At 70.3% G+C, this 12,453-nt stretch carries 13 protein-coding genes; 8 read left to right on the forward strand and 5 right to left on the reverse strand.

Annotated elements, in window-relative coordinates; translation table 11 throughout:
- The coding region (locus ACFVUT_RS30720) for a tectonin domain-containing protein (RefSeq protein ID WP_389671082.1) at positions 1-195 on the forward strand (195 nt) is incomplete at its 5' end.
- A 164-nt stretch (positions 196-359) separates the two neighbouring features.
- Here the strand turns inward: ACFVUT_RS30720 and ACFVUT_RS30725 are convergent.
- A complete protein-coding gene (locus ACFVUT_RS30725) occupies positions 360-1,664 on the reverse strand; it encodes an MFS transporter (RefSeq protein WP_389656557.1) in 1,305 nt (434 codons plus the stop codon).
- A gap of 133 nt (positions 1,665-1,797) precedes the next feature.
- On the opposite strand from ACFVUT_RS30725, the gene ACFVUT_RS30730 reads away from it, so the two are divergent.
- Positions 1,798-2,733 carry a LysR family transcriptional regulator gene (locus ACFVUT_RS30730; RefSeq protein ID WP_389656560.1) on the forward strand — a complete coding sequence of 312 codons (936 nt, stop codon included), beginning with the start codon at positions 1,798-1,800 and terminating at the stop codon, positions 2,731-2,733.
- 18 nt (positions 2,734-2,751) lie between these two features.
- Here the strand turns inward: ACFVUT_RS30730 and ACFVUT_RS30735 are convergent, their stop codons facing one another.
- From ACFVUT_RS30735 to ACFVUT_RS30745, 3 genes are all read right to left on the reverse strand, one after another.
- Positions 2,752-3,096, reverse strand: coding sequence for a hypothetical protein (locus ACFVUT_RS30735; RefSeq protein WP_389656562.1), 345 nt, complete (start codon positions 3,094-3,096; stop codon positions 2,752-2,754).
- A gap of 312 nt (positions 3,097-3,408) precedes the next feature.
- Entirely contained in the window at positions 3,409-3,603 is a 195-nt protein-coding gene (locus ACFVUT_RS30740; protein WP_389656696.1) for a DUF397 domain-containing protein, read from the reverse strand.
- 13 nt (positions 3,604-3,616) lie between these two features.
- Entirely contained in the window at positions 3,617-4,468 is an 852-nt protein-coding gene (locus tag ACFVUT_RS30745; RefSeq protein ID WP_389656565.1) for a helix-turn-helix domain-containing protein, read from the reverse strand.
- A gap of 245 nt (positions 4,469-4,713) precedes the next feature.
- On the opposite strand from ACFVUT_RS30745, the gene ACFVUT_RS30750 reads away from it, so the two are divergent.
- Complete coding sequence (locus tag ACFVUT_RS30750) at positions 4,714-5,175, forward strand: ATP-binding protein (RefSeq protein ID WP_389656568.1); 462 nt, start codon at positions 4,714-4,716, stop codon at positions 5,173-5,175.
- A 380-nt stretch (positions 5,176-5,555) separates the two neighbouring features.
- Complete coding sequence (locus ACFVUT_RS30755; RefSeq protein ID WP_389656571.1) at positions 5,556-6,599, forward strand: SGNH/GDSL hydrolase family protein; 1,044 nt, start codon at positions 5,556-5,558, stop codon at positions 6,597-6,599.
- 263 nt (positions 6,600-6,862) lie between these two features.
- Here the strand turns inward: ACFVUT_RS30755 and ACFVUT_RS30760 are convergent, their stop codons facing one another.
- Positions 6,863-8,698, reverse strand: coding sequence for a bifunctional metallophosphatase/5'-nucleotidase (locus tag ACFVUT_RS30760; protein WP_389656574.1), 1,836 nt, complete (start codon positions 8,696-8,698; stop codon positions 6,863-6,865).
- Positions 8,699-9,013: 315 nt separating this feature from the next.
- Between ACFVUT_RS30760 and mshD the strand changes: the two genes are divergently transcribed.
- The 4 genes from mshD (at position 9,014) to ACFVUT_RS30780 (ending at position 12,403) form a co-directional block, all read left to right on the forward strand.
- Positions 9,014-9,937 carry a mycothiol synthase gene (gene mshD / locus ACFVUT_RS30765; protein WP_389656577.1) on the forward strand — a complete coding sequence of 308 codons (924 nt, stop codon included), beginning with the start codon at positions 9,014-9,016 and terminating at the stop codon, positions 9,935-9,937.
- Positions 9,938-10,116: 179 nt separating this feature from the next.
- The gene (locus ACFVUT_RS30770) at positions 10,117-10,527 is read left to right on the forward strand and encodes a GntR family transcriptional regulator (RefSeq protein ID WP_389656581.1); all 411 of its coding nucleotides are present in this window, start codon (positions 10,117-10,119) and stop codon (positions 10,525-10,527) included.
- A complete protein-coding gene (locus tag ACFVUT_RS30775; protein WP_389656584.1) occupies positions 10,524-11,435 on the forward strand; it encodes an ABC transporter ATP-binding protein in 912 nt (303 codons plus the stop codon). Before ACFVUT_RS30770 ends, ACFVUT_RS30775 begins: the two co-directional genes overlap by 4 nt.
- Positions 11,432-12,403 carry an ABC transporter permease subunit gene (locus ACFVUT_RS30780; RefSeq protein WP_389656587.1) on the forward strand — a complete coding sequence of 324 codons (972 nt, stop codon included), beginning with the start codon at positions 11,432-11,434 and terminating at the stop codon, positions 12,401-12,403. The genes ACFVUT_RS30775 and ACFVUT_RS30780 overlap by 4 nt, the downstream gene beginning before the upstream one ends.
- Positions 12,404-12,453: the final 50 nt, after the last annotated feature.

Here is a 12,453-nt window from a genome sequence, read left to right on the forward strand (position 1 = left end):
ACGGTCGGATCCAGGACCCACGTCTGGGGCGTGAACTCCCTCGGCCAGATCTACCGCTACACCGGCCACGACTCCAACCCGTGGATCGGCATCCCCGGTAACGCCGTCGACATCGGCGCAGCAGCCGACGGCACCGTATGGCACGTCAACTCAGCAGGCGGAATCTACCGCTACACCGGGGACCAGCCGAGCTGATCCCGGACACCGCCGAGACGGGCCCACGCGTGGTGCGCGTGGGCCCGTCCTCGTCCCCGCCCCGGACTGTCGCCCAGGCAGTTTCACTTGGGCACGGACACGCATCGGCGGACCGGCTGCGGCGGACCGGTGGCCGGCGGCCATCGGCAGCGCGTTGCGGTGTGTCATGCGCGGCTACGGGCCGGTTCCGGCTCGTGCTGCGGCGTGTGGTCGTGCCGGGGGAGCAACAGCGGGGTCGCCAGCACGAGCACGCCGGCCAGTCCGATGGCCGTACGCGGGCCGAGCAGTCCGCCCAGCACGCCCCAGGCCGCTGTCAGGAGCGCGGTCGCGGCCTTGGTCGTCACCGCCCATGCGGACAGCGTGCGGGCGACCCGGTCGGTCGCGGTGCGCTGGAGGCGGTAGGTGGCGCAGACGGGGTTGAAGACCCCGCAGCAGAAGATGAGCCCGAGCTCGACGCCCATCACCAGCAGCAGCCCTCCGGTACCCGGTCCCAGGAAGGCCAGGCCGACGGACCAGAACGCGCGCAGCGTCCCGGCCACGACCAGGACCCGGTGCTGTCCGAACCGGGTGACGAGCGGCCGGGCCAGCCGCGAACCGAGCAGTCCGCCGATCGCGGGCGCGGCGAAGGCGAGGCCGTACTGCCACGGGGCGAACCCGAGCCGGTCGAGCATCAGGACGGCAAGCAGCGGCTGCGCGGCCGTCACCAGGCCGTTGAACAGGGCGGCGTTGAAGAACAGCGGACGCAGTGCCGCGTCGGCGAGGATGGAGCGCCATCCGTCGAACAGGTCCCGGGCCCGCATGCGCGTGGCCTCCTGGCGCTCGGGCTGCGGCTCGTGCCCGCCCGTCGCACGGATGCCCAGGGCCGAGAGCAGGTAGCTGACCGCGTCGGCCACCACCGTCACCACTGGACCGAGGAGCCCGATCGCCGCGCCGCCCAGCGGCGGTCCGACGATCGTGGTCGTCCAGGCCGTGGACTCGAACCGGGCATTGGCGACGAGCAGGTCCTCGGCCGGCAGCAGTGTCTTCAGGTACGCACCGGAGGCGGCGCGGAAGGTGATGTCGGCCGCCGCGACGACGACCGAGACCAGCAGGAGCTGAAGGAAGGTGAGCACACCGAGCGCGAAGGCGGTGGGGATCGTCAGCAGCGCCGCGCACCGCACCAGGTCCATCGTGATCAGCACCGGCCGCTTGCGACGGAACTCCACCCACGGGCCGAGCGGCACCGCCACGACCGCGCCCACCGCCGCCCCCACGGAGGAGAGCGCGGCGACCTCGGCCGGTCCGGCGTGCAGCACCTGGATGGCGATCAGCGGGAACGCGCCGAAGGCGAGCCAGGTACCGAGCGCGCTGGTCCCGTACGCTCCCCACAGCCACCCGAACTGCGGCCCCAGCCGATGTCCGAGCAGATGCCCCAGCCGATCAGCCAGCCGGTGTCCTGGCAGATGTCCCAGCCGTTGCCCGCTCCTCATGCCCGACGCCCCTCGCCACTCGTCCGCACAACCGATACGCGATCGGATGCATCAAAGCGAGCCCCACACCCAGGGATCAAACAACCGAAGGACCGTCGGCCACAACCATCGGTTGTACCCATAGGGTGTCGGCATGGACCTCGACATCGTCCGGACCTTCGTCGCCGCCGCCGACGCGGGGCAGTTCCAGGAGGCCGCCGCCGAGCTGGCGGTCACCCAGCAGGCCGTCTCCAAACGCATCGCCGCGCTGGAGCGCGACCTCGGCGTGCGGTTGTTCACCCGCAGCGCGCGCGGCGCCGAGCTGACCATCGACGGGCAGGCGTTCCTGCCCCACGCGCGCGAGCTGCTGCGCGTCGCGGAGCGCGCGGTCGCGTCGGTGCGCACCGGCCGCCGCCCGCTGCGCGTCGACGTGATCGCCTCGCGCACCGCGCAGTCGGCCCTGATGCGCGGCTTCCACCGCGCGCACCCCGAGATCGAGCTCGACGTGGTGATGCTGTTCGACATCGAGACGGCCGTCGCCGCCATCCGGTCCGGTGCGATCGACACGTCCTTCCGCGCCGTCGGCGTGCCGGGTCGGCCCCTTCCCGAGGACATCGAGTCCGTCCGGGTGCTCGACGAGCCGCTGCAACTCCTCACCGGTCCCGCCCACGCGCTGGCGGGCGCGCGGTCCGTGACGCTCGCCCAGCTCATCGGGCACCGGATCTGGATGCCCGGCATCGTCCCCGGTACCGAGTGGGGCGCCTACTACGACGATCTCGTCGCCGCGTTCGGACTCACCATCGAGGCGACCGGCCCCAACTTCGGCTCCGACGCGCTCCTCGACACCGTCGCCGACACCCCCGCCCTGGCCACCTTCATGGGCGAGCACTCCCGCCTCGTCTGGCCCGCGGGCCACGGCCTGCGCCGCATCCCGGTGATCGGCCCGAAGCCCGTCTATCCGCACTCGCTCCTCTGGCACCGCGACAACCCCCACCCGGCACTGGCCACCCTCCGCGCCCACCTCGCCACCACAGCCGCCGACCACGACGCCGCCGGAACCTGGGTGCCGGGCTGGGCAGTTACGCGCTGAACACCACCGCGTCCGCGATCACCGTGGAGACACGGACGGCCCGGCGCACGGGCGCACGGTCCACTCGATCCAGGTGCCGCGATGACTCAGCGAGAAGCCGCAGGGCTCACCCCGATGCAACGAGCCGATCGCGCCGACACCTCCACCGCCGTCGACCCAACTGAGCGCCCGATGCCGCTCCATGGGTGACAGCGAGGCGGCCAGGGCCCGCACGTCCAGCCGGATGAGGCGGACGGCCTCGGCGGCTTCGAGAGCCATGTACCGGGAGACGTCGGTGATCTCGTCCGCCTCCATCGTGCGGTACGTGACCCGCTCGCACCAGAACACACGCGTTGCGGACGGTGCGGGTTTCTGCTCGCGCACGGTGAGTCTCCTGACGCCGCATCGGGACCGCCCCGCGCCCGCGGCCGGCGTGACGAGCAGCAGACGCGGGGCGACCCTTCGGAACTCCGCCCAACTGGCGCAGAGATAGGCGGAGTTGTGCGTCCGGACACAAGCCTCCTGAGGAGTCGGCCCGACCGGCGGCACAGCTCGAAGCTAGCGTTTTACACCGACCCGCATCAAGCTTTTGACGTCTAACGAGTGAGGCGAATCTGATTTGCACGTGAGGTTCAACGCAAACGGGCGGCCCCCACCTGCGCCGGTGGGAACCGCCCGAAGCGGAAGCGTGGCAGCTCAGGTCAGATCGTCGAACTCGCCGTCTTTCGCGCCTCCGAGGAATGCCTGCAACTTGGCACGGGTCGTCCGGATGACCACGTCGGGGTTGTCGCTCTCACGCATCAGGATCTCACCGTCGTGCGCCGCGAGTTCCAGGCAGTCGGACCCCTCGGCATTGGAGGACTTCGACGACTTGCGCCACTGAATTTCCATCATTCTCACGCCTTCATGCTTGTTTTGCGATTCTGCGAATGAAGTCTCGCGAACCGTCCGGGTCGAGCGACTTCTCCTCGGTCCGGTCCAGCGCGACCCGCCAGTTCTCAAGACTTGTCTCGGCATCCAGGAACCCCGATCCAGTCGCGGTATCCGTCTGCACGGTGTCGAGCTGCGGTACGGCGCCGCACACGTAGTGTGCCGAACTGCTGGCATACGGGAAACCGCCCGCAGCGAAGGGGATCGCGCGAATAGTGACGTTGTCGCGGTCCGACTGCACCAGCAGGTTGTCGAGTTGGCCACGCGCAACGGAGGAATCGCCGTACACCATCCGGAGCGCGGCCTCATGGATGAGGAACGTGCACGAGGCCAGCTCGTGGCGGTCGAGCACATCGCGACGCCTCAGCCGGTGCGAGAGTTGCCGCCGCTGTCGCTCGGGGCTCGGCGGCGGCACACTCTCCGCGAACACCGCACGCGCGTAGTCCTCGGTCTGCAACAGGCCGGGCATATACATGATCTGCACCGACCGAATGCCGATGGCGTGGTACTCAAGCTCCGCCAAGTCGAGAGCGCCGCTCGCGAGGTCGCCCCGATAGTCCTCCCACCAGCCGCTTATGCGCTCGCCGGCCATGTCCGCCAGCGCCTCGACATACGCGGCGTCAGGGCACCCATAATGACCGGTCCACGCACGCACCCGCTCGGCACTCACTCCGAAGCGGCCCGATTCGATGTTACTGATGGTGGTGCGGTCCGTGCCGAGCATGGCCGCCGCCGCAGTGAGCGACAAGCCGGTGTGCTCCCGGATTCTGCGCAACTCGGTACCCAGCCGGCGCTGACGCGCCGTGGGCGCCTTTCTCGATGGCATGCGCTGCCCTCCCGTCGGATCCCAGTGTGAACCCCCCTGCGTTACCGGTCCACATCGTCAATGGATTTACGCGAACGCGTCTAAAGGTTGAGGCGTTGCGCTAGCGTACTCCCAGCACCGCGCCACACCTCGGCCAGTCCGAAGTGCAGCCGTATCAGCGCGCCTTGAGACCTGCGCGGATGCGGCCATCGCCACGGACAACGAGCGGCGCGCACCGTTCGCACCGCACCGCGTTGGGAGAACGAATGACCCACGTCAACGCCACCGCACACACGCCGCATCCGCCAGGCCATCGAGGCGGCGAGATCTACCGGCTCGCCCTGCCGAACACCGCCAACGCCGCGAAACTGTCACGTGACTTCGTCGCCTCCCTGCTCACCGTCAGCAGACACGACGGCCTCGTCGACGACGCACGCCTCTGCGTCACCGAGGTGGTCACCAACGCCCACCGCCACACGCGCACACCGCTGATCCGCGTCCGCGTGACGGTGCAGCGCAAGCACGTCACCGTCGCCGTCGCGGACGACGACCACTGGTCCCTGCCGTCACCGGCGAAGGCCGATGGTGGGCATCAGCGGGAGTGCGGGCGTGGGCTGTTGCTCGTGGAGCAGCTGGCGTTCGCCTGGGGCTCGGCCGTCATCGGCGGCTGCTTCCCGTACCGGAAGACAGTCTGGTTCACACTCGCCGGACGCGCCGACGCACGGTAGTCGTCATCCCCGGCGGCTGCACCTCGCCGGTTCCCCACCTCCTGCGTACGGGACCGGGCGGGTGGACGGTCACCCGCACCGGCGGAACCGGCGACAGCGATTCCTCCCAGGGGACACCTCTCGCACCTCGGCTCGCTCCAGGCTCCATGGATCCGGCCGTGGAGCCTGCCCCTCGGGCACCGGGCGGCGTGGGCCCGACCGCTCGGAGTGAGGTGTCGGCGATCGGCGGCACGAAAGATCTGATCATTTAGCTCGATCGGGGGTGGTGGGCCCAATGTGCCCAAGGGGCAGGCTGCCAGTGTGGATGATCTTGGCCGAGGTGCCTTCCGCTCCGCGGCACGTCCGGCCCTGGGGCGTCTTTTGCAGATCCTGGAGGATCCATGCGCCACCCTGTCTCCCGCCTGCGCACGCGAGCACTGGCCGTCGGGCTCGCGCTGGCGGCGTCCGCGCTTGTTCCCGCCGGCTCCGCCGGCGCGGCCGACCAGTACGAGTGGGCCGCGTTGGGCGACTCGTACACCGCCGGCGGCTTCGTCGGCGATCCGCTGCCCGCACTCGGTGATGCGTCGCGGGACGGCTGCGACCGCACCACCAACGCCTATCCCGATGTCGTCGACCGCGAGCTGGCCGAGTTCCCGCCGGGCAGGCCCGTCCACCTGACCAACGTCAGCTGCGGCAACGCCACCATCGCCAACATCGCCAACGACAAGCAGACGCCGATCAGCCCCGTCCAGCCCCCCGAGGGCGGTTGGCCCGCGGTGGACCCGCAGACCCAGCGTGCCGGCCTCAACGACCGGACCGACATCGTCACCATCGGCGTCGGCGGGAACAGCCTGCCCTTCGGCGGCATGCTCCTCAAGTGCCTCGAACGGGGCGCCATCGGCAAGTCCTGTCGCGACCACTACACCAATCCCCCCGAGGGGGAGGAGAGCATCGAGGACAAGCTCGCCCGGGTCCAGGACGAGTACATCGAGATGCTGGCCAAGGTGCACCAGGCCGCGCCCGACGCCAAGGTGATCACGGTCGGCTACCCGGCCGTTCTGCCGACGGAAGGGCGTGACTGCAACCGCCTCGCCCTCACCGAGCTGGGCTCGATCACCCACGCCGATGTCGACTGGCTCCGTGACGACGTCCTCAAGAAGCTGAACAGCACGATCAAGCGGGTCACGGACTTCTTCGGCGACCGCTACGTCGATGTCTACTCCTCCAGCGTGGGCCACGACGCCTGCCAGCCCGCGGGCACCAAATGGGTCGAGGGGATCTGCGGCGACGCCGAGGACTACTGGCCCGCCAAGCTCCCCGGCACCTTGCTGAGCTGCGCTGTCGTCGGCAAGCGCGCCACCCTGGTCCACCCCAACGCCGAAGGACACGCCAACACCGCCGCCCACGTCGAACGAGCCATCCGCATCGCCCTCCTCGAAAGGTGACGAGCTGTCCCGAAGCCTGACGCCAGAGCCCCGGCACCCGCACAAGAACGCGGCCCGGGGCCACCTGGCCAGTCGGCACACGGAGCACCGCTCTTCCGCGGCGGGATCCGAGTCGGACGCCCCTGCCCGGCCGAGCACCTACGGCCGACAGCGGCCCCTCGGCCACCGCACACGCGAGGAGCACCGCATCCGCGAGGAGCCCCGCACACGCGAAAGGGCGGTGGGCCCGCCGGCCCACCGCCCCACTCACCCGCGTACGGGCGTTACTGGATGACCGTGATCCGGTCCGTCGCCGGCGGGGCCAGCGGCGCGGCGGCCGTCGAGTGCGCCGCCAGGTAGGCGTTGAACAGGTCCAGGTCCGAGGCACCGACCAGCTTGTTGGTGCCCTCGCCCAGGGCCGCGAAGCCGTCGCCGCCGCCTGCCAGGAACTCGTTCATCGCGACGCGGTAGCTCTTCGCCGGGTCGATCGCCTCACCGTTCAGCTTGATGGTGTCGGTGACCACGCGGGCCGCGCCCGTCTTCGTCATGTCCAGGGTGTAGGTGAGGCCCTTGGACACCTGAAGGATCTTCGGGCTGGCCTCGTTGGAGCCGCTGACCTGCTGCTGAAGTGCCTCGACCAGCTGGGCGCCGGTCAGGTCGACGACGTTCATCATGTTGGTGAAGGGCTGCACGGTGAAGGACTCCCCGTACGTCACCACACCGTCGCCCTCACTGCCGCTGGCCGTGTACACCAGGTCCGCGCGGATACCGCCCGGGTTCATGAAGGCGACGACCGCCCCGCCCTTGTCCTCGGGGGCCAGGCCCTCCAGCTGGGCGTCCGCGATCAGGTTGCCGAGCGGCTTCTCGGGGGCCGTGGAGCCGCGGCCGTTGATGTCGGCGGTGATGTAGCCCTGCGGCCTGTTCGCAATGGGTGCCGCAATGGTGTTCCAGCGGGCGATCAGGTCCGTCATGTCGGCGGCCTTGGGCTGGTCCCGGGTGACGACGTGGTTCGCCGACTTCGGGTTCGAGGCACCGGCCGACTTCACCGACGTACGGACGATGTCCTTGGTGCGGAGGTCATAGGTGAGAGTCGTGTCGGTGTAGAGCTTGCCGAACGACGACGCCGAGGTGACCATGCGCGGGTTGCCCGCCGGGTCCGGGACGGTGCACACGTACGCCTGGTGGGTGTGGCCCGTGACCAGCGCGTCGACCTTGGGCGTGATGCCCTTGGCGATGTCGACGATCGGTCCGGAGATGCCGTCACCGGCGCCGGAGCTGTCGCAGTCGTAGTTGTACGAGGTGGAGGCCGGTGCCCCGCCCTCGTGGATCAGCGCGACGATGGACTTGACGCCCTGCCGGTCCAGCTCCTTGGCGTACTTGTTGATCGTCTCGATCTCGTCGTGGAACTTCAGGCCCTTGACGCCGTTGGCCGTGACGATGTTCGGCGTGCCCTCCAGGGTCACGCCGATGAAGCCGATCTTGACGCCGTTCTTCTTCCACACCGTGTACGGCTTGAGAATCGGCTTGCCGGTCTTCTCATTCGTCACGTTGGCGGCGAGGTAGGGGAAGTCCGCACCCTTGAACTTCTTGCCCTTCTCGTAACAGCCCTCGTCCGGGTGGCAACCGCCGTTCTGAAGGCGGGCCAGCTCGGTGGCGCCCTCGTCGAACTCGTGGTTGCCGACGGTCGTCACATCGAGGTCGATCTTGTTGAGCGCCTCGATGGTCGGCTCGTCGTGGAAGAGACCGGACAGCAGCGGGCTCGCGCCCACCATGTCACCGCCGGCCGCGGTGATCGAGTACGGGTGCCCCTTGCGCGCGGTGCGCAGCGAGGACGCGAGGTACTCGACGCCACCGGCCGGGATCGACGCGGTCGTGCCGTCGGCCTGCGTCTCGGTGACCGTGCCCGCCGAGCCGGCCGGCGGCTCCAGGTTGCCGTGCAGGTCATTGAAGGACAACAGCTGTACGTCGACGGTACGGGCCGGCTTGTTGTGGCCGTGGCCATTGCCACGGTCCTGGGCGCCTGCCGGCATCGCGGCAACGAGCGCGCCGACGGTGGCGAGCCCGGCCGCGGTGGCGAGCACCCGCCGGGACGCGCGGTTCTTCTGCGGTGTCGCTGACATCGGTCCCCTTGTGAGTTCAGCGTGAGTTCTGAGGGTGGTGGCGAGTCTGGAGACTTCGTGCCGCAGCCTAGGGTCAACGCGCGTAGCGCGACAGGTGTACCGGGTTACGAACTGGTTGCCATGCAGTCGGTTTCAGGCCAACTCCCATGTATCACCCATAGGGGGCACATCGACGGCGGCGTACGGAACGCACCGTTGTCGGCCACGCGTGTGAAAGGCACCCGCCGTCCGCGTCCATGCCCCGCCCCTGCCCCGGACCGTCCTGCGTCGACACCGTGCCCCGCCTCCGCGCCGTACCCCCGTACGCTCGTACACATGACGACTGACGTACCTCTCCCCGCCCCGGGGCGCGAGATCCAGACGCTCGACGTGCTCTCCGCCGAACAGGCGACGGCCGTATCCGGTCTGCTCGCCGAGGCGGCCAAGTCCGACGGCAGGCAGGCCGTGTCCGAGCAGGGACGGCTTCAGTTGCGGGGCGGGCGGCGCGAAGGAGTGCGGCATCTGCTGCTCACGAGTGGATCCGTCCTGGTCGGCTACGCGCAGCTGGAGGACACCGACCCGGTCGAGGCACCGGCCGCGGAGCTGGTCGTGCATCCGGCATACCGAGGACAGGGCCACGGGCGGGCGCTGGGTGCGGCGCTGCTCGCCGCCACGGGCAAGCGACTGCGGGTGTGGGCGCACGGCGGGAAGTCCGCGGCCCGGCACCTCGCCCAGGTGCTCGGCCTCTCGCTCTTCCGCGAACTGCGTCAGCTGCGGCGCCCGTTGAGCCCGCTGAACATCGCGGAACCGGTACTGCCGCCCGGCGTCACCGTCCGCACCTTCGTGCCCGGCGAGGACGACGCGGCCTGGCTCGCCGTGAACCGCGCCGCCTTCGCCCACCACCCCGAGCAGGGCTCGCTGACCCAGCGCGACCTGGACGACCGCAAGGCCGAGTCGTGGTTCGACCCGAAGGGCTTCTTCCTGGCCGAACGCGAGGGCGAGCTGATCGGCTTCCACTGGACGAAGGTGCACGCCGACGAGCAGCTCGGCGAGGTCTACGTCGTGGGCATCCGGCCCGACGCCCAGGGCGGCGGGCTGGGCAGGGCGCTCACCGCGATCGGACTGCGCCACCTCGCCTCCGAAGGGCTGCCGACCGCCATGCTCTACGTCGACGCGGACAATCCGGCGGCCCTGACCGTCTACGAACGGCTGGGCTTCACGACGCACGAAGTGGACCTGATGTACCGCACGGAGTCCTGACGTACCGCGCAGACTCCTGACGTACCGCACGGAGTCCTGAGCGGGCACCACCCGGAGGACGGGACAGGGGCACGCACGCCGGGAGAACCGGGAGAACCGGAGGGAGGGGCGGCGCCGCTTGACGCCGCCCCTCCCTTGCACCACACTTTCACTACTTCCTTAGTGAAAGAGGGGTGAACATGGCACAGTCCGCAGCGGTCGAATACCGCATCGACCGGCGCAGCGGCGTCGCCACGTACCTCCAGATCGTCCAGCAGACCAAACAGGCCCTGCGCCTCGGCCTGCTGGAGCCCGGTGACCGGCTGCCCACCGCGCGGGAGGTCGTCGAGGCCACCGCCATCAACCCGAACACCGTGCTCAAGGCGTACCGGGAGCTGGAGCGCGAGGGCCTCGTCGAGGGCCGGCGCGGCCTCGGCACCTTCGTCACCCGCACCTTGGGCGGCGCGGCGGCCGCCGACGACGCGCCGCTGCGCGCCGAGCTGGCCGACTGGACCCGCCGGGCCCGCGCGGCCGGGCTGGAGAAGGACGACGTGAGCGCGCTCTTCACCGCCGTACTGGACAGAACATTCGAGGGGGATCAGGCCGGATGACGGACACTGCGATCGAGGCCGACGGCCTCGGCATGAAGTACCGGGGCAGGGGCGGGGGCTGGGCCCTGCGCGACTGTTCGTTCCGGCTGCCCGCCGGGCGCGTGTGCGCGCTCACCGGCCCCAACGGCGCGGGCAAGTCGACCCTGCTCGCACTCGCCGCGGGCTTCCTGCGGCCGGCGGAGGGAACGGTACGGGTCCTGGGCGCGGCGCCCGGCGCCGAGCGGTCCCGGGTGGCCTTCGTGGCCCAGGACAAGCCGCTGTACCCGCAGTTGACGGTCGCCGGGACGCTCTGGGCGGGTGCCGAGCTGAACCCCGGAACCTGGGACCAGGACACCGCCGAACGCATCGCCGGGGAGCTGCCGCGCGACGCCGGAGTGCGTCACCTCTCCGGCGGCCAGCGCACCCGGCTCGCCCTGGCCCTCGCCCTGGGCAAGCGGCCCGAACTGCTGCTGCTGGACGAACCGATGGCCGACCTCGACCCGCTCGCCCGCCACCAGCTGATGGGGGCGCTCATGGCGGAGGCCGCCGAGCACTCCACGACCATCGTGATGTCCTCGCACATCCTCACCGAGCTGGAGGGCGCCTGCGACTACCTCCTGCTCGTCGACGGCGGCCGGGTCCGCCTCGGCGGCGAGACGGACGACCTCCTCGCCGCGCACGCCCTGCTCACCGGTCCGGTACGGGACACCGCACCGCACATCGCCATCGAGTCCCGCACCGCGGGACGGGTGCAGAGCACCCTCGTACGGACGGAGGGCCCGGTGGACACCGGCGTCTGGGAGACCGCGGAACCCTCGCTGGAGGAACTGCTCCTCGCACATCTGCGGTCGCCCGAGGCACCCGCGCTGCTGACACCGAGCGCAGCACTGGACGCGGCCGAGAGCCGTGAGGCGGTGGCGGCGCGATGAGCACGCTCAGCCTGCGCGGCCCGGTCCGGGTCACCGTACGTCTGCACCGCTGGACCCTGTGGGCCGCCGTCGTGCTCGCGTTCGCCGGGGTCGTCACAGTGATCGCCACCCAGCTGTGGACGACCTCCGTCTCCGACGCGTTCGCGGACACCGGCTGCTCGATCAGGAACACGACCAGCGACTGCGACGGCACCGTCCGGCACTTCCTCGACACCGAACTCCGCTTCAACCATCTGCTCAGGTACGGCGGCCTGGTCATGATGCTCCTGCCCGCGCTGGTGGGCGCGTTCGTCGCCGGCCCGTTGATCGGCCGCGAGCTGGAGAGCGGCACGTACCGGCTGTCCTGGAGCCAGGCGGTCTCCCCGGCGCGCTGGCTGGTGGCCCGGCTCGCGGTGCCCGCCGTGCTCACGACGGCCGGGGTCAGCGTGCTCTCGGCCGTCTGCACCTGGGCCCGGACGCGAGCCGAGCGGACGCACTACCCGCTGGAGTGGTACGACCGCGAGGTGTACGGCGCCATGGGCACCGTGCCCGTCGGCTACGCCCTGTGCATGCTGGCGCTCGGCGCACTCGTCGGGATGGTGCTGCGGCGCACCGTCGGCGCCATGATCGTGACGGTGATCGCGTACGGGGCACTGGTGACCGCCCTGAACTCCGTGCGCAACAGCCTGTGGCCGACGCTGACGGCCACAGACAGCATAGAGGTCGGCTACCCGTGGCCCGAAGGGGCCGCCAACGCCGGACAGGGCTGGGTCACCAGCGGCGGGAAACGGCTGTCCGCCGATGTCTGCCAGAACGCGAAGGACTACGAGCGCTGCCTGGCCGACAACGACATCACCCTGCGTTACCTCGACTACCACCCCGCCTCGCACTTCTGGCCGCTCCAACTCGTCGAGACGGGAATTCTGCTCGCCCTCGCCGCCCTCGCGGTCGCGCTCACCTTCCGGGTGCTGCGCCGCCGTCACGGCTGACCCGGCCCCCGTTCCGGGCCCCGATCACGGGCCCGGAACGGTGCGTACGG

It is taken from the genome of Streptomyces sp. NPDC058051 (assembly GCF_042885475.1).
Lineage (GTDB): Bacteria > Actinomycetota > Actinomycetes > Streptomycetales > Streptomycetaceae > Streptomyces.

Bases quoted from the DNA above. Each gene is read 5' to 3' on its own strand.
- ACFVUT_RS30775 (WP_389656584.1), top strand. From the start codon at position 10,524: ATGACGGACACTGCGATCGAGGCCGACGGCCTCGGCATGAAGTACCGG.
- ACFVUT_RS30750 (WP_389656568.1), top strand. From the start codon at position 4,714: ATGACCCACGTCAACGCCACCGCACACACGCCGCATCCGCCAGGCCAT.
- ACFVUT_RS30780 (WP_389656587.1), top strand. From the start codon at position 11,432: ATGAGCACGCTCAGCCTGCGCGGCCCGGTCCGGGTCACCGTACGTCTG.
- ACFVUT_RS30745 (WP_389656565.1), bottom strand. From the start codon at position 4,468: ATGCCATCGAGAAAGGCGCCCACGGCGCGTCAGCGCCGGCTGGGTACC.
- ACFVUT_RS30760 (WP_389656574.1), bottom strand. From the start codon at position 8,698: ATGTCAGCGACACCGCAGAAGAACCGCGCGTCCCGGCGGGTGCTCGCC.
- mshD (WP_389656577.1), top strand. From the start codon at position 9,014: ATGACGACTGACGTACCTCTCCCCGCCCCGGGGCGCGAGATCCAGACG.
- ACFVUT_RS30740 (WP_389656696.1), bottom strand. From the start codon at position 3,603: ATGGAAATTCAGTGGCGCAAGTCGTCGAAGTCCTCCAATGCCGAGGGG.
- ACFVUT_RS30755 (WP_389656571.1), top strand. From the start codon at position 5,556: ATGCGCCACCCTGTCTCCCGCCTGCGCACGCGAGCACTGGCCGTCGGG.
- ACFVUT_RS30730 (WP_389656560.1), top strand. From the start codon at position 1,798: ATGGACCTCGACATCGTCCGGACCTTCGTCGCCGCCGCCGACGCGGGG.
- ACFVUT_RS30725 (WP_389656557.1), bottom strand. From the start codon at position 1,664: ATGAGGAGCGGGCAACGGCTGGGACATCTGCCAGGACACCGGCTGGCT.
- ACFVUT_RS30770 (WP_389656581.1), top strand. From the start codon at position 10,117: ATGGCACAGTCCGCAGCGGTCGAATACCGCATCGACCGGCGCAGCGGC.